At 69.7% G+C, this 16,614-nt stretch carries 10 protein-coding genes; 9 read left to right on the top strand and 1 reads right to left on the bottom strand.

Annotated elements, in window-relative coordinates; translation table 11 throughout:
- Positions 1–99: 99 nt before the first annotated feature.
- From ABZ707_RS19385 to ABZ707_RS19395, 3 genes are all read left to right on the top strand, one after another.
- The gene (locus ABZ707_RS19385) at positions 100–1,533 is read left to right on the top strand and encodes an aldehyde dehydrogenase (RefSeq protein WP_360175965.1); all 1,434 of its coding nucleotides are present in this window, start codon (positions 100–102) and stop codon (positions 1,531–1,533) included.
- Between the two features lie 634 nt (positions 1,534–2,167).
- Entirely contained in the window at positions 2,168–2,935 is a 768-nt protein-coding gene (locus ABZ707_RS19390) for an NPP1 family protein (RefSeq protein WP_360175968.1), read from the top strand.
- A 392-nt stretch (positions 2,936–3,327) separates the two neighbouring features.
- Complete coding sequence (locus ABZ707_RS19395) at positions 3,328–4,512, top strand: L-dopachrome tautomerase-related protein (protein WP_360175971.1); 1,185 nt, start codon at positions 3,328–3,330, stop codon at positions 4,510–4,512.
- Positions 4,513–4,643: 131 nt separating this feature from the next.
- On the opposite strand, the gene ABZ707_RS19400 is transcribed toward ABZ707_RS19395, so the two are convergent.
- Positions 4,644–6,227 (bottom strand): ATP-binding protein, encoded by a 1,584-nt coding sequence (locus ABZ707_RS19400; protein WP_360175974.1) that lies wholly within the window; start codon positions 6,225–6,227, stop codon positions 4,644–4,646.
- A gap of 271 nt (positions 6,228–6,498) precedes the next feature.
- On the opposite strand from ABZ707_RS19400, the gene ABZ707_RS19405 reads away from it, so the two are divergent.
- The 6 genes from ABZ707_RS19405 (at position 6,499) to ABZ707_RS19430 (ending at position 16,483) form a co-directional block, all read left to right on the top strand.
- Complete coding sequence (locus ABZ707_RS19405) at positions 6,499–6,936, top strand: response regulator (RefSeq protein WP_360175977.1); 438 nt, start codon at positions 6,499–6,501, stop codon at positions 6,934–6,936.
- Positions 6,937–7,356: 420 nt separating this feature from the next.
- Positions 7,357–9,015: a ThuA domain-containing protein gene (locus ABZ707_RS19410; RefSeq protein ID WP_360176024.1), complete on the top strand. Its 1,659-nt coding sequence runs from the start codon at positions 7,357–7,359 to the stop codon at positions 9,013–9,015.
- A 184-nt stretch (positions 9,016–9,199) separates the two neighbouring features.
- Entirely contained in the window at positions 9,200–11,689 is a 2,490-nt protein-coding gene (locus ABZ707_RS19415; protein ID WP_360175980.1) for a PQQ-dependent sugar dehydrogenase, read from the top strand.
- Between the two features lie 193 nt (positions 11,690–11,882).
- The gene (locus tag ABZ707_RS19420) at positions 11,883–13,577 is read left to right on the top strand and encodes an ABC transporter ATP-binding protein (RefSeq protein ID WP_360175983.1); all 1,695 of its coding nucleotides are present in this window, start codon (positions 11,883–11,885) and stop codon (positions 13,575–13,577) included.
- Positions 13,574–15,352, top strand: coding sequence for an ABC transporter ATP-binding protein (locus tag ABZ707_RS19425; RefSeq protein ID WP_360175986.1), 1,779 nt, complete (start codon positions 13,574–13,576; stop codon positions 15,350–15,352). Before ABZ707_RS19420 ends, ABZ707_RS19425 begins: the two co-directional genes overlap by 4 nt.
- A gap of 69 nt (positions 15,353–15,421) precedes the next feature.
- Positions 15,422–16,483 (top strand): iron-siderophore ABC transporter substrate-binding protein, encoded by a 1,062-nt coding sequence (locus tag ABZ707_RS19430; protein WP_360175989.1) that lies wholly within the window; start codon positions 15,422–15,424, stop codon positions 16,481–16,483.
- Positions 16,484–16,614: the final 131 nt, after the last annotated feature.

The raw sequence follows: 16,614 nt of genomic DNA on the forward strand, positions 1-16,614 counted from the left end.
AGCCGACGAGACATGGCCGTATCAAACGGGTCTCGCACATGCGGTACGGTTGACTAACCAGTTAATTCGGCTGGTAGAGAGCGATGAGAAGAGAGCCTGATGACCGTGTACGACAAACTCTTCATCGGCGGCGCGTGGGCGGCCCCGGTGACCGGCGAACTGCTGGAGATCCGCTCACCCCACGACCAGTCCCTGGTTGGGCGGGCCGCGCAGGCGTCCCCCGCCGATGTGGACCGCGCCGTGGCCACGGCCAGAAGGGCCTTCGACGAGGGGCCGTGGCCGAGGCTGACGCCGCAGGAGCGCCAGGGCTTCGTCAAGCGCTTCAACGATCTCCACACCCGGCGCGCCACGGAGATCGCCGCGCTGATCACGTCCGAGAACGGCACTCCGGCGTGGTTCACCTCGTCCCTGCAGTCACAGCTTCAGGAGCAGACCAACGCGTACCTACGGGCCGCGGAGGACCTCGCCTGGGAAGAGCGGGTGGCCGGTCCGGCCGGAACGTCCGTCCTGGTCCGCCGTGAACCGGTCGGCGTGGTCGCCGCGGTCATCCCGTGGAACGCACCCCATCAGTCGGCGCTGGTGAAAGTCGTCCCGGCGCTGCTGGCCGGCTGCACGGTCATCCTCAAGGCATCGCCGGAGACCGCCCTCGACGCGCTGCTGCTGGCCGAGATCTTCGAAGCGGCGGGCTTCCCGCCCGGCGTGATCAGTGTGCTGCCCGCCGACCGCGAGACCAGCGAGTATCTGATCTCCCACCAGGACGTCGACAAAGTCGCCTTCACCGGCTCCACCGCGGCGGGACGCCGGATCGCCTCCATCGCCGGGGCACAGCTCAAGCGCGTCAGCCTCGAACTGGGCGGCAAGTCCGCCTCGATCATTCTCGACGACGCCGACCTGGAGCAGGTCGCGGCGGCGGTTCCCTTCCTCGCCTTCGGCAACAACGGCGAGTCGTGCGCCGCCCACACCAGGCTGCTCGCTCCGCGCAGCCGTTACGAAGAGGTCGTCGGCCTCGTCAAGGCCGCAGCGGAGAAGGTCACCGTCGGGAACCCCTCCGACCCGCAGTCCTTTGTGGGCCCCCTGGTCACCAAGGCGCAGAAGGAGCGCGTCGAGTCCTACATCCGGAGCGGGATCGACGAAGGCGCACGCCTCGTCGTCGGCGGCCCCGGCACACCGGAGGGCCTTGAGGCCGGCAACTACGTACGTCCCACGGTCTTCGCCGATGTCGACAACGCCATGCGTATCGCCCAGGAGGAGATCTTCGGTCCCGTGCTCGTCGTCATCCCCTACGAGGACGAGGACGACGCCGTACGCATCGCCAATGACTCGCCGTATGGTCTGAGCGGTGGCGTATGGACGAGCGACCCGGAACGCGGCCTCGCAGTCGCCCGGCGCATCCGCACCGGCACCTTCCTGGTCAATGGCGCCTCCTTCGGCTTCGACGCCCCCTTCGGCGGCTACAAGGCCAGTGGCATCGGCCGCGAATTCGGCCCTGTGGGTCTCGGCACCTACCTCGAACACAAGACGATCAGCATGTGACGCCACGGAGGCCCCGGGCGGGACAGCCTGCCCGGTCCCCCTGCCCCGGAACCGGCCGCCGCGTCCGGCGCCCAACGGGGAGGAGCCGGCGGGGCACGAGGAACCGTCACGGTAAGGGTGGGGGCCTGGGCTCCCCCGAGCGGCCAAGGCCCCCACCCAGCTTTGGGATCCGCCGGCGACTGGATCCCGCTGACGGTGTCTCTCATCTCTTCCAACTCCGGCCACCATGGCGTCGGATGACATCCACCGCGAACTTTTTTTCGCCGGCCCTGCGGGCCACCGGATCCCAACAGCGCGCGCATGGGGGCATTTCCGGCGATCCGCGGTTTCAACGCGGACCTGGCCATCACCACGCACACACGGGCACAAGCAGCACCGGACGCGCCACCGGGACAGCCGCCGGTGCGCGCCTGGGCTCAACTCTGCCCGCGGCAGCTTCACTTCAGCCCTCACTGCCGTCACACTGCCCTCAGCAGGCAACTCCGGCCCAGATCATCCACCCCCCTGTATTGGCTGATCTTTCATCGCTCCGACACCTGTGAACGCTCGGCGTGTCAATGCGGGCCGGTGAGGCTGAGCTGGGCATGCCAACCAAGCCGTGCGCCCCCACGCCGCGGTCGATCAGGAGGACGTAGTGAAGAAAAGCTCACGCATCCGCAAGGTCTCACTCACGATCGCCAGCGCCTTCGCGCTGGTCATCGCCTTGCCGGGCAGCGCTCTCGCCGATCCCCCGCAGGCCCTGCCCGCCAACGCGGACGGAATGGAGCAGACGTTCCAGCCGGCGTACGACTACGACACGGACGGCTGCTACCCCACTCCGGCCATCGGCCCCGACGGGACCATATCCCCGGGACTCAACACGACCGGGGCCGTCAACGGCTCGTGCCGTGACTCCTGGGACCTGGACAACACCAACGGCTACGCGCGCTACAAGTGCAACAACGGCTGGTGCGCGATCATTTACGGCCTCTACTTCGAGAAGGACCAGGCCGTGGCCGGCAGCGGGCTCGGCGGCCACCGCCACGACTGGGAGCATGTCGTGGTGTGGGTGCAGGACAACGAGGCCAAGTACGTCTCCACCTCCGCCCACGGCAATTTCAACATCCAGACCCGTGACCAGATCCGCTGGGACGGCACGCACCCCAAGATCGTTTACCACAAGGACGGCGCGGGCACGCACTGCTTCCGTCCCGCCAACAACAACGACGAGCCGCCGGAGAACCACTACCACGGCTGGCAGTTCCCCCGGCTGGTCGGCTGGAACGGCTACCCCGCCGGGCTCCGCGACAAGCTGAGCCAGGCCAACTTCGGCAGCGCCGTCTTCGGCCTCAAGGACGGCAACTTCAACTACCACCTCGAACGGGCCAAGCCGGCGAACATTCCGTTCGACCCCAACGCCTGACCTCAATGACGTACGGCGCCGGAGGGCGGACGCGGCACATCAGCGGCCACCCGCCCTCCGGACCGCCGGTGCGTACGCGCTCCCGGCCCACCGCTGAGCGGTGTCGAGTTCCCGGGCCGGCTGCCCCGGGGAGACGCCCCCGGCAGCGGCCGTTCTCCCTTGGTGGCGGATCGTTTGCCGCCGGGATTCCGGTGTCCTATCGTCGGAGCAGGCCGCCGGGGCGGCACGCATCCGGAAGAAGCTCTGCCGTCCGCACCCCCACGCGACCCCCGCCGACAGGCCGGAGGAGGGCAGGAAGAGCGGCGCCGCACCACGCTCCGCGGACGGCTCGGCAGACGCGTTCCCGTTGGGAATCAGCATCCTGATCGCCTCCTCAAAGGAATGGCGGAGACATGCTTCTGCGACGACGCCACACCCTCACAACGGTGGCCGCCCCCGTGGCGCTGGCCCTGTTGCTGTCCGGCTCCACCCTCAACGCCTCCACGGCTCTCTCAGCGGCCTCCGGACGCGTGACCAGTGAGCGGCTGGAGTCCGTCGCCGCCTTCGACGGTGCCATGCCGACAGGCGTGACCATCTCCCGCACGGGCCGGATCTTCGTCAACTTCCCGCACTGGGGAGACAAGGTCCCGTACTCGGTCGCCGAGATCCGCGACGGCAAGCCCGTCCCCTATCCGAACCGCGAAATCAATGTCGCGGACACCGGTGATCCCGCGGGTCACTTCCTTGGCGTCCAGAGCGTCGTGGTCGACGCCGCCGACCGGCTGTGGGTGGTCGACACAGGACGGATCGAATGGGCCGACGCCCCGGCCGGTGGGCCCAAACTGGTCGCGGTGGACCTGCGGACCAACAAGGTCATCCGCACCATCGTGCTGCCGCCACAGGTGGCCGGGCCGCTCAGCTTCATCAATGACGTCCGCTTCGACCTCACCCGGGGGAAAGCCGGCACCGCGTACCTCACGGACGCGTCAACGGACGGCCCGAACGGTCTGGTCGTGGTCGACCTCGCCACCGGCGAATCCCGGCGCCGGTTGAACAACGACCCGTCGACCCTGCCCGTGCCCAACTTCGTCCCCACGGTCGAAGGCCGGCCCATGCTCAACCGGCCGCCGAACGGGCCCACCAGTCCCATCAACGTCGGGGCCGACGGCATCGCTCTGAGCCCCGACGGAAAGTGGCTGTACTACTGCCCGCTCTCCAGCCGGACGCTGTACGCCGTCAGCACAGACGCGCTCACCGACTTCCGCCGCAGCGACGCGCAGGTCGCGTCGACCATCCGCAACCTGGGCACGAAGGGGATGTCCGACGGTCTGGAGACCGACAGCGCGGGCCGGGTGTACGGCGGTGACATCGAGCGCAATTCCCTGGTCCGCCGTGACACCGACGGACAGTTCCGCGTCCTGGTCCACGACGACCGGCTGATCTGGCCGGACACCCTGTCGGTCGGCTATGACCACTATCTCTACGTCATGGCCAACCAGCTCAACCGCCAAGCGGTCTACCACGAGGGTGTCGATCTCCGGCGCAAGCCCTACATGCTCTACCGCCTGAGGATCGACAGCGGCCCCGCTCGACGCTGAAGTGGTCCGGGCCACGGCAGCGCGTCCGCGGGCGCGTTACGCCAGGGCCGCCGTGGCCCGGGTCAGCCGCCGCTCGAAGCAGGACGGCGGACGGCGCCCCGTCCCGACCCGGCGGGCGATCCGTCCTCACCTCACTGGGACACCTGAGCGACAGCGCTGTCATGGCGGTCCAGCAGGGTGAAGACGACGCGCGCGCCGGGGCTGTGGGCGGGGTCGATCTCGATGGTGCCGCCGTGGTATTCGACGATCTTTCTGCACAGCGCGAGGCCGATCCCGTTTCCGGGGTACTCCTCGCGTGTGTGGAGCCGCTGGAAGACCACGAAGACCCGCTCCGCGAACTCCGGCTCGATGCCGATGCCGTTGTCCGTGACGGCGAACTCCCAGGCCCCCTCTGTCCGACGGGCGCCGAGATGGATACGGAGCGGGCGGTCCGGGGAACGGAATTTGATCGCGTTGGTGATCAAGTTCTGCAGGAGCATGCCGAGTTGGGTCCGTTCGCCCTCCAGCGTGGGCAGCTCGTCATGGGTGACGACGGCGTCGGACTCCTCGACGGCCATGCCGAGTGAGTCGAGGGTGTTCTTGAAGAGTTCGTCGAGGTCGACCGCGACATGATCGGTCAGCAGCCGTCCGACCCGGGAGAAGGCCAGCAGATCGTTGATGAGCCCCTGCATCCGGTTGGCACCGTCCACCGCGAAGGCGATGTACTGACGGGCGCGGTCGTCGAGCCGCTCGCTGTAGCGGCGCTCCAGCAACTGGCAGAAGCTGGCGACCTTGCGCAGCGGCTCCTGCAGATCGTGGGAGGCGACATACGCGAACTGTTCCAGCTCGGAGTTCGAGCGGCGCAGTTCGGCGGCCTGAGCGGCGAGGCTCGCCTGTGCCGTGTCGCGGAAGGCCAGTTCTGCCGCGAGTCCGGCGCGCATGGCGTCGACATCCGCGGCCAGCAGCCTGAGATCCGCCGGCCCGGAACCGGACACCACATGGTTGAAGTCGCCCCTGGCGACTCGCCGGGCGTCCGCCGACAGCCGTTCCAGATGCGTGGTCACGCCTCTGCGCAGCGCGACAAAGATCAGAGCCGTCAACGCGAGAATGACCAGGGCGATCGCGGTGAACGTCCAGTTGCGCAGGGACCGCGCGGCCTGCAGGTCGCGTCGCGCCTGGTCCCGCTCGGCCTGCAGATGCGTTTGCTGGTCGGCCATCGCGTCCCTGACGGCGTCAAAGGCCCTTCGCCCCTCCTCGGCCCGGTCCTGCGCCAGCGGAACCGGGTCGGCGGAGTCGGCGACCGGCTGAGCGATACGGGACTGCCAGCGCGCGGCCCGGTTCTCCACCTGGTCGAGATCCCGTTGGGCGGTGGTGTCGCCACTGAGGGCTCGTAGCTGCCGCACCGCGGCCTTCTGCTGCGCCAGACCTTCGCGGTACGGGGTGAGGAACTCGGGGCGGCCGGTTATCCCATAACCGCGGATCCCGGTCTCCTGATTGACCAGTGCGCTTTCGAGACGTACCGAGGCGATGAGCGCGGGAGAGGAGTGGTCGACAAGACGGTTGTTGATCGCCGTGGAGCGCGCGAAGATCCAGGCCCCGCACAGGACGAGTCCGAGCAGCAGGGTCAGCGCCCCGGTGGTGCCGATGCCCAGCCAGCGCCGGGTCGTCCATCCCGATGACACCGGACGCGGAGGGGTTCCGCCCCGCTCGGAGTCGTCCTGGCCCACGGTGTCCACGGCGTGCTCTCCTTTTGACCGAGCCCGGCAGGCATCCGGGCCGGAACAGCGTACCGGCGCACGACAACAACTGTTGTCGGGGGTGGCGCGCGGCACCTAGAGTGCTGATACGGGCCGACCGCCGCGGCTGCCCGGAGGCGGGTGCGGAGGAGTCCCGCAGCCCGGTGGGACAGGGGGCACAGACCGGCGAGGCGGCCGTCATCGCCGGCCACGACAGTCCCTCCCCACCTCTCACGTCCCCCCTCGACTCCCCGAACGCAGGAGCTCCACCGTGAACGCCTTCGCCGCCGACCGTCCCTACCGGATCTTCCTTGTCGAGGACGACCCCGCCGACGCGCTACTCATCGAGGACGCGCTGGTCGAACGCGGCATGGCCCGTACGATCACTCAGGCGACCGACGGGATCGCCGCCCTGGAATACCTGCGCGACGCGGGCAACGAACGTCCCGACTTGATCGTCCTCGATCTGAACATGCCACGGATGAACGGCCGGGAACTGCTCGCCGTCCTCAAGGACGACCCGGCTCTCGGCTCCATCCCCGTCGTGGTGCTGACCACCTCGGCCGCGCCCGACGACATCCAGGACGCCTACCGCCAGCACGCCAACGCCTATGTGACCAAGCCCGTCAACCTCGACGAATTCATCAGCGCGGTCCAGGGCATCGACACCTTCTTCCTCGACACCGCCGCGAAACCGCCCCGCGGCTGAGCGTTCCCGGTGCGGCGGAAAGCGCCGGAGGCTCCCGTCCGCCTGAGCGGGCGGGGGTCCTGGGCTGTCCGGCGGAATATTCCGGTGACCCATTCCGCCGATGGTGGGGGTCTTCCCTGACCGGGGTTCACCCGATCTCCTTACGCCATTGTTTTTGTCATGGCGTAAACAATCATTGGTCAGTTCGGTGCCGCCCCTTGACCGTCCAAAACCTCCGATGTTCACTACGTCTGACGCAGTGGCCGCCCCCTCGTCAGCAATCGTCAGTCATCACCCGTCACCCCCGGGATCCGCGGCCCCGTTCCGCCTGTACCCGTACCTCAGCCGGCGCCTCCGGGCGCTCCGAGAGAGGACTGGAAAGTGCGCCTTGTGTCCCGCACCGCGATCGCGCTCCTCCTGTCTTTCCTGTCCCTGGCCGCCATGGCGCAGTCGCCCCGGGCCGCCGAGGCTTCCGCCGCCGCGCCGCTGACCAAGGTCCTGGTGTTCTCCAAGACCGCGGCATTCAGGCACTCGGCGATCCCCGCCGGCGTCGCCGCCGTGCGACGCCTGGGCGCGGCCAACGGTTTCTCCGTCACCGCCACCGAGGACGCGGGCGCGTTCACCACCGCCAACCTGGCGCAATACCAGGCGGTGATCTGGCTCTCGACCACCGGGGACGTCCTGAACCCCGCGCAGCAGACCGCCTTCGAGACATACATCGGCGCGGGCGGCGGCTTCGTCGGCGTCCATGCCGCCGCCGACACCGAGTACGACTGGCCCTGGTACGGCGGGCTCGTCGGCGCGTACTTCGCCTCGCATCCGGCGACCCAGCAGGCCACCGTCGAGATCGAAGACCGGTCGTCGGCCTCCACCAGTCATCTTCCGCAGCGCTGGACCCGGAACGACGAGTGGTACGACTACCGCGTCAATCCACGCTCGGCGGTGAAGGTGCTCGCGAGCCTCGACGAGTCGTCGTACAGCGGCGGCAACATGGGCGATCATCCGATCACCTGGTGCCAGAACTACCGCGGCGGGCGTTCCTGGTACACCGGGCTCGGCCACACCGAGGAGTCGTACACCGACCCGGCCTTCACCGCCATGCTGCTCGGAGGCATCCAGACGGCCTCCGGGGCCCGAGCCGCGGACTGCCGCCCGGAGAACGGCTACACCCCCTTGTTCGACGGCACCCAGGCCGCCCTCGACCGGTGGCGGCAGGCGGGCCCCGGCGGATTCACGCTGGCGGACGGCACCCTCACCTCGGTCGGCGGCATGGGACTGCTCTGGTATCCGGTGACGCCGTTCAGTGACTATTCGCTGAAGGCCGACTGGATGATGCCGGGCGACGACAACGGCGGTGTGTTCATCGGATTCCCCGATCCCCAGGGCGATCCCTGGCGGCCGGTCGATCTCGGCCACGAGATTCAGATCGACGCGACCGACGCCGATCCGACCCGTACGACGGGCAGCGTCTACAGCTTCAAGGCTCCCGACACGGCCGCGCGGACGGCGGCGCTCAACCCGCCGGGGACCTGGAACAGCTACGAGATCTCCGTGCACGGCCGCCATGTCGAGATCTATCTGAACGGCGTGAAGATCAACGACTACACCAGCGCCCGGGACATCGCGACGGGATACATCGGCGTACAGAACGACGGCGCCGGAAACGACATCAGCTATCGCGACATCAGGATCAAACAGGACACGGCACCCGCCGCCGACCTGGCGCGGAACCGTCCGGTCTCGGTCTCCAGCGTCGAGCCGGGCAGCTCACACGTGGGCGCCAACGCCGTTGACGGCGATCCCGCGACGCGCTGGGGCAGCGCCCATGCCGACCCGCAGTCGATCACCGTCGACCTCGGCGCCGTCCGTACGCTCCAGCGGGTCCGGCTGACCTGGGAGACGGCGTACGCCAGGGCGTACACGGTCCAGGTCTCGCCGGACAACGTGACCTGGCGAACCGTCCACACCACCACGGCGGGCGACGGCGGTCTCGACGACATCGCCGTGAGCGGCACCGCTCGCCATGTCCGGGTCCAGGGCACCGAGAGAGCCACCCAGTGGGGCTACTCGCTGTGGGATCTCGCCGTGCTCGGAAACTGACGACACCACTCGCACATCGCCCGGTCGCCCTCCCGGCACCGCGGCGCGGACACCGTACTCGAAACCGAGTCATCGATCGACCTGTCCCCGGGGGCCGGTGAGCGTCGGGCCGACTGCCTGTGGCCTCCGCCCACCAGGCCATCGGGGCATCCCCCACCCGCGATCGGCCCTTGGAGGTGCCGTGTTGTCGCGCGCCGTTTCGTTGTTCGTCGCACTGTTCACCCTGTCCGCCCTGCTGCTCTCGCCCGGCACCGCCGCCGCCGCGCCGCGGGCCGCCGCCGCTCCCCCGCCGACGGGCGGATTCGAAAAGGTCAAACTCGACAGCGGACTGCAGATGGGAGAGCCGATCGAGCTCGCCGTACTGCCGGACCAGAAGGTCCTGTACATCAACCGGGGCACCACCGCCTCGGGCGGCCAGGTCCGTGTCTACAACCCCGCCACCCAGTCGACGACGGTCGCGCTCACCCTGCCGCTGGACGCCCGGTTCGAGGACGGCCTGATCGGCATCACCCTGCATCCCCGGTTCGCCAGTACCGGCTGGGTCCTGCTGTTCTACTCCCCGAAGGTGACTCCGCTGGTCAACCGGATCTCCCGGTTCACCTTCGACCGCACCACCAACACGATCCCGGCCGCCAGCGAGGACATGATCATCGAGTGGCCGACCGAGCGGGAACTGTGCTGCCACTCCGCCGGCTCCATGTCCTGGGACAGCGCCGGAAACCTGTACTTCGCGGTGGGTGACAACACCAATTCCGGCGGCGACTCGGCGGGCATGGCCCCCATCGACGAACGGCCGGGACGCAGCCCGCAGTACGACGCGCAGCGCACCTCGGGCAACCCCAACGACCTGCGCGGAAAGATCAACCGGATCCATCCCGAGGACAACGGGACCTACACCGTCCCCGACGGCAACCTCTTCCCGAGGGGGACCGCGCGGACGCGCCCGGAGGTCTATGTCATGGGCGTGCGCAATCCCTATCGCGTCTGGGTCGACAAGAAGGCCGGCAACACCCTGTACTGGGGCGAGGTGGGCCCCGACGCCGCCGCGACCGTCGCCAACCGGGGCCCGGCGGCGTACGACGAGTTCAACCGCGCCACCGGCCCGGGCAATTACGGCTGGCCGTACTGCGGCGGGCCCAATGTGAGCTACAACGACTGGGACTTCGCTGCCAACGGACCGCGCGGCTGGTTCCCCTGCGGGGGCACGGCCGGGCCGGTCAACAATTCCCCGCGCAATACCGGAATCCAGCAACTGCCGCCCGCCAAGCCCGCTCTGGTCTGGGAGCAGCACGGCGGCAGCAAGGAGTGGCCGCAGCTCGACAATCCCGGCGGCTGCGGTTCGCCCAATCACACGGAGGTCTACCACTACGACGCCAATCTCGCCTCCGACGTCAAATGGCCTCAGTACTACGACAACAAGCTGCTGATCTCCGAGTACTGCCGGAACTGGATCAAGGAAGTGCAGTTCAGCAACGGCAATCCGGCCACCGGCACTCCGACCGCCATCGAGCCGGTACTCGACGGAATGCGCTTCGTCCACCCGATCGACTCCGAATTCGGTCCGGACGGCTCGCTGTATCTCCTCGAATACGGCAGTGGCTATTTCTCGGGAGCGGAGGACGCCGGCCTCTACAAGATCAATTACGTCCAGGGCGGCCGGTCTCCCCTCGCCAAGGCGTCGGCGGACCGGGACAACGGCCTCGCGCCGCTGGCCGTGACGTTCTCCAGCGCCGGCAGCAGCGATCCGGACGGCAATCCGCTCAGCTACGCCTGGGACTTCACCGACAACGGCAGCACCGACTCCACGGCGGCCAACCCCGTCTTCACCTATCCCGCCAACGGAAGCTTCCAGGCGAGACTCACCGTCAGCGACGGCACCGGCCGGACCGGCACGACGACCGTCCCCGTGGTGGTCGGCAACAACCGTCCCTCTCTCACCATTTCCTCCCCACCGGACGGTGGCGCCTACGAGTGGAACGAGAACGTGACCGTCACCGCGTCCGCGACCGACCCGCAGGACGGCCCGATCGACTGTTCCAAGGTGATCGTCCGGATCGCCCTGGGCCATCAGGAACACGCTCATGAGGTCGCCGAGGGCACCGGCTGCTCGACCACGTTCAACACCGGTCCCATCCACTCCGGGCTGGATGCCACGCAGTTCTATGTGGTGCGCGCCACCTACACCGACAGGGGGGCCGCCGGCACGGTACCGCTGACCGGCGAGCGGCAACTGACGCTGTGGCCCAAGCGGTGGCAGGCGGAGCACTTCGTCCAGCTCTCCGGGCCTCAGATCATCACGGCGGCGGGAGCCGAGGGCGGCAAGCGGCTGGGCGACGTACAGAACAATGAATGGGTCCGGTACCACCCGGTGAGCCTCAAGGGCGTGACGGGGCTGAAGGCGCGGGTCTCTTCGGACAAGGCCGGCAATGTCGCGACCTTCCGCTACGACTCCGTCACCGGTCCTGTGGTCGCTCGGGTGACGGTGCCGAACACCGGCGGCTGGGAGACATATACGGAGATCAGTGTGCCGGTCACCGGCGCCGACGAACGGCCGCGCGACCTCTACGTGGTCTTCACCGGCGGCTCCGGTGCCATTCTCGATCTGGACAGCTACACCTTCACCGGCCCCGGTGTGAGCCGTCCGCTCACCGGCCGCCGGGCCGACGCGCCGTAACAGGAGGACAGCCGCCGGCCGCACGTCCCGGTCCCGCTCGTGCCCACCCGGCGCGGGCGGGACCTGCCACGGCTCAGCGGCACCGGGGATTCACACTCCCGCACCCCGGTGGTCCAACCGTGCGCACTTAGTCTAGCCTTACCTAAGTTGTCAGCGGTCCGAAGCTGCTGCGCCGCGGGTCCGGAGGGGTGCGATGGGTACTGGCGGTCCGTCGGGACGGGACGTCCTGAGAGGCGCGGTGAAGGGCCAGCGGCGCGATGTCGTGCTCGGCTCGGTGCTGGGCGCGGGACACCAGGCCGGTGAGGCGCTGGTCCCGGTGCTCATCGGTGTGGTGATCGACCGGGCCGTCGCCAGGAGTGACGGCGGCGAACTCCTCCTGTGGGTCGCGGTACTGGGCGTCGTCTACATCGGGCTGTCCTTCAGCTTCCGTTTCGGCGCGCGGGCCGGCGAACGCGCCGCCGAAGTGGCCGGGCACCAACTGAGAGCCGAACTGGTCCGGCGGGTGCTGCATCCGTCGGGCGGCGCGGACGACGGACGGCTTCCCGGCGCCCTGACCAATATCGCGACCGAGGACGCCCGGCGCGTCGGAGCCGTGAACATGGCTCTGCTGACCGGACTTGCGGCCCTGACGGGCCTCCTGGTCAGCGCCGTACTGCTGCTGCGGATCTCCCTGCCGCTCGGCATCACCGTCCTGCTGGGCACGCCGCTGCTGCTCTGGCTGGGCCACCTTCTGAGCAAACCGCTGGAGCGGCGCAGCGAGGCGGAGCAGGAGCGGGCCGCGCACGCGTCGGGCATCGCCTCCGACCTGGTGGCCGGGCTGCGGGTGCTCAAGGGCATCGGCGCGGAGTCGGCGGCAGTGGCCCGCTACCGGCGCACCAGCCGCGACTCGCTGACCGCCACGCTGCGCGCGGCGCGTGCGGAGGCCGGGCAGAACGGCATGGTGCTCGCCCTCACCGGCGCCTTCATCGCCGTCGTCGCGCTCGTCGGCGGCCGGCTGGCCGCACGGGGTGACATCAGTCTGGGCGAGCTGGTCTCGGCGGTCGGACTGGCGCTGTTCCTGCTCGGTCCGCTCTCCGAATTCTCCTGGGTCAACTCCGAGTTCGCTCAGGGGCGCGCCTCCGCCGCCCGGATCGCCGATGTCCTGGCGGCCCCGCCCGGCGTGGCTCCCGCTACCGGGGTGCTGCCGCGTCCCGTCGAGGGACGCGTACGGCTGCGCGGTGTCTCCTACGGCACCCTGCGCGATGTCGATCTCGACGCCTCGCCCGGCGAGGTGGTCGGAGTGGTCGCGATCGATCCCGCGGACGCGACGGCGCTGCTGCGCTGCCTGGGCCGGCAGGGCGATCCGCACGGTGGCTCGGTCGAGTTGGACGGGGTGCCGCTGGCCACGCTGGATCCCGCGGACGTCCGTACCGCGATCCTGGTGGCCGAGCACGACGCGCACCTGTTCGAGGGCAGCCTCATCGGCAATGTCTCGGCCGCCACGTCCGATTCCGCCGGTATCGGGCGGGCGATGGCCGCCTCGGGCGCGGACGAGGTGGCGAAGACGCTGCCGCTGGGCGGCGACACCAAGGTGACCGCGCGCGGCGGTTCGCTCTCCGGCGGCCAGCGCCAGCGTGTCGCGCTGGCCCGGGCGCTGGCGGCGGATCCGCCCGTCCTGGTGGTGCACGACCCGGCCACCGCCGTGGACGCGGTCACCGAGGCCACGATCGCCGCCGGGATCCGGGACGTCCGGCGGAACCGCACAACGATCATGGTGACCACCAGCCCGGCGCTGCTGGCGGTCACCGACCGAGTCGTACTGGTGGAAGGCGGCAGGGTGGCCGACACGGCCCTACACGCGGATCTCGTCCGGAAGCACGCCGACTACCGCGCGGCGGTGCTCTCATGACGGGCCCGGCCGGGGCGGGCCGGGAGCTGCTGCCGACCGCCACTCCGGCGCGCACCCGGCGCGCGGTGGGTGAACTCCTCCGCCCGCACCGCCGCCTGGCGCTCGGCGGCTTCGCGCTGATGGTCGCCGCCACCACCGTCGGCCTGCTCACCCAGCCGCTGCTCGGGCGCATCGTCGATCTGGCCGCCGCCCGGCGGCCCGCCGACGCCATCACGCTGCCGGTGGTCCTGCTGGTGGCGGTCGCCGTCGTGCAGGGCGTCACCACCGGCTTCGGCCTGTCCCTGATCTCCCGGCTGGGCGAGACGGTGCTCGCCCAGTTGCGCGAGCGATTTGTCGAACGCGCGCTGGGGCTGCCCCTGGAACAGGTGGAGCGGGCCGGATCCGGCGATCTGACCGCACGGATCACGGGTGATGTGTCGCTGATCGCCGGGGCCGTGCGCAACGCGCTGCCGGAGCTGGCCCGTTCCCTGCTCGCCATCGTCCTGACCCTGGGCGCCCTGGCGGTACTGGACTGGCGCTTCCTGCTCGCGGCGCTGATCGCGGCGCCCGTCCAGATACACACCGCGCGCTGGTACATACGGCGCGCCGTACCGCTGTACGCGGAGCAGCGCGTCGCGGTCGGCGCGCAGCAGCAGCAACTGCTCGACACCATCGGCGGCGGTTCCACCGTGCGGGCCCTGCGGCTGGAGAAGGAACACACCGAGCAGGTCACCAAGCGGTCCTGGTCCGCCGTCGAGGTGACGATGCGCGGGGTGGGGCTGGTGCTCCGCTTCTACAGCAGGCTGCACATCGCCGAGTTCGCCGGTCTCACCGCGGTCCTGGTCACCGGCTTTCTGCTGGTGCGCGCCGGGGCGGTGTCCATCGGTACGGCGACGGCAGCGGCGCTGTACTTCCACAGCCTGTTCACTCCCGTCAACGCCGCTCTGGTGCTGCTGGACGATGCCCAGTCGGCCACGGCCGGTCTCGCCCGCCTGGTCGGAGTGGCCGATCTGCCGCTCCCCGGACAACCGGAGCGGCCCGCGGTCCCCCGCGACGCCTCCGTCACGGCGACCGGTGTCGGCCATGCCTACCAGGCAGGGCACCCGGTGCTCCACGAGGTCGGTCTGACGCTTCGTCCGGGCGAACGGGTGGCCCTGGTCGGCGCGAGCGGCGCGGGCAAGACGACCCTGGCCAAGCTGGTCGCGGGCATCCACCGGCCCACCGCCGGGACCGTCCGGCTCGGCGAGGTGGACCTGGACGACCTGGGCCGGGCCGAGGTCCGCCGTACGGTCGCCCTGATCACCCAGGAGGTCCATGTGTTCGCCGGGCCGCTCGCCGACGACCTGCGGCTGGCCCGGCCCGAGGCGACGGAGAACGATCTCCGTGACGCCCTGGAGAAGGTCGACGCGCTGTCCTGGGCGGAGGCGCTGCCCGACGGGCTGGCCACCGTGGTCGGCGACGGGGGGCACAGGCTCAGCAGTGCGCAGACCCAGCAGCTCGCGCTCGCCCGGCTGATCCTCGCGGATCCGCCCGTCGCCGTCCTCGACGAGGCGACCGCGGAGGCGGGCAGTTCAGGCGCGCGCGTCCTGGAGAAGGCCGCCGCCCGCGCCGTGGACGGCCGTACCGCACTGATCGTCGCCCATCGCCTGACCCAGGCGGCGAGCGCCGACCGGATCGTCGTCATGGCGGCCGGGCGCATTGTCGAGACCGGTACGCACGACGAACTCCGGGCAGCCGGCGGACGGTACGCCTCCCTGTGGGAGGCGTGGTCGGACACCCGCGACACCGGCTTGTAGTACTCCTCGTCCCGTTCGCTGTCACAGGAACCCGCCGTAACAGAAATCCCGACTCAGAAGGAATTCCCGATGTCCCGCCCTCTCACAGGCCCCCGGCTCGCCGCCGCGCTCGCCTCCGTCCTGCTGCTCTTCGGCACCCTCACCGCCTGCGGGGGTGACTCGGCCCCGGAACCGGCCGCGACCGCGAAGAACTCGGCCGGTGACACCGCCTACCCGGTCACGATCCCGCACAAGTACGGCACCACCACGATCCCGTCCGAGCCCCAGCGGATCGTGACCGTCGGCCTGACCGACCAGGACGCCGTACTGGCGCTCGGGAAGGTGCCGGTCGGCACCACCGAGTGGCTCGGCGGCTACCCCGGCGCCATCGGCCCCTGGGCCAAGAACAAGCTGGGCGGCGGCGCCGTGCCGACGGTGCTCAAGGACACCGGCACGGGCCCGCAGGTGGAGAAGATCGCCGCGCTCAAGCCCGATCTGATACTCGCCCTGTACTCGGGGCTGACGAAGGAGCAGTACGAGACGCTGTCCAAGTTCGCTCCGGTCGTCGCCCAGCCCAAGGAGTACAACGACTACGGCATCCCGTGGCAGGAGCTGACGAAGTCGGTCGGCACGGCGCTCAACAAGGGCGACGAGGCGGAGAAGCTCGTCAAGGACGTCGAGGCGAAGTTCGCCGCGGCGGACACGGCGCACCCGGAGTTCACGAACTCCACCGCGTTGATGGCCACCCCGTACGAGGGCACGTTCGTCTACGGCAGCCAGGACGCCCGTTCGCGGATCCTGACCGACCTCGGCTTCAAGCTGCCCGCCGGACTGGACAAGGCGATCGGCGACAAGTTCGGCGCCAACATCAGCAAGGAGCGGACCGATCTGCTCGACCAGGACGCCATCGTCTGGATCGTCGGCGATCCCGCCAAGGATCCCGCGAAGCTGCACAAGGACGCGTCCTACGGGGACCTGGGCGTGGTGAAGAACGGCCGTGAGGTCTTCATCAAGGAGAGCGGCGACTACGGCAACGCCACCTCGTTCGTCTCCGTCCTCAGCCTGCCCTATGTGATCGACCGGCTGGTGCCGCAGCTCACCGCCGCCGTCGACGGCAAGCCGGCCACCAAGGTCGAGCAGCCCGCCGGCTGACCCCCGGGGTCATACGGAAGGGGGCGGGGCCGCGAGTCATGACGGTGTCCTCGGCGAAGGCGGCAACCGCTTGCAGATATGCAGCCTCGACCGGTCCGTGGTCGTTGGTCGTGTCCTCAGCGCCGATGTAG

This window comes from Streptomyces sp. NPDC006923, from assembly GCF_040635655.1.
Classification (GTDB): Bacteria; Actinomycetota; Actinomycetes; order Streptomycetales; family Streptomycetaceae; genus Streptomyces.

What these genes read in the sequence shown, in the direction of transcription:
- ABZ707_RS19385 (WP_360175965.1), top strand. Translation starts at nt 100, where the DNA reads ATGACCGTGTACGACAAACTCTTCATCGGCGGCGCGTGGGCGGCCCCG.
- ABZ707_RS19395 (WP_360175971.1), top strand. Translation starts at nt 3,328, where the DNA reads ATGCTTCTGCGACGACGCCACACCCTCACAACGGTGGCCGCCCCCGTG.
- ABZ707_RS19410 (WP_360176024.1), top strand. Translation starts at nt 7,357, where the DNA reads ATGGCGCAGTCGCCCCGGGCCGCCGAGGCTTCCGCCGCCGCGCCGCTG.
- ABZ707_RS19420 (WP_360175983.1), top strand. Translation starts at nt 11,883, where the DNA reads ATGGGTACTGGCGGTCCGTCGGGACGGGACGTCCTGAGAGGCGCGGTG.
- ABZ707_RS19425 (WP_360175986.1), top strand. Translation starts at nt 13,574, where the DNA reads ATGACGGGCCCGGCCGGGGCGGGCCGGGAGCTGCTGCCGACCGCCACT.
- ABZ707_RS19430 (WP_360175989.1), top strand. Translation starts at nt 15,422, where the DNA reads ATGTCCCGCCCTCTCACAGGCCCCCGGCTCGCCGCCGCGCTCGCCTCC.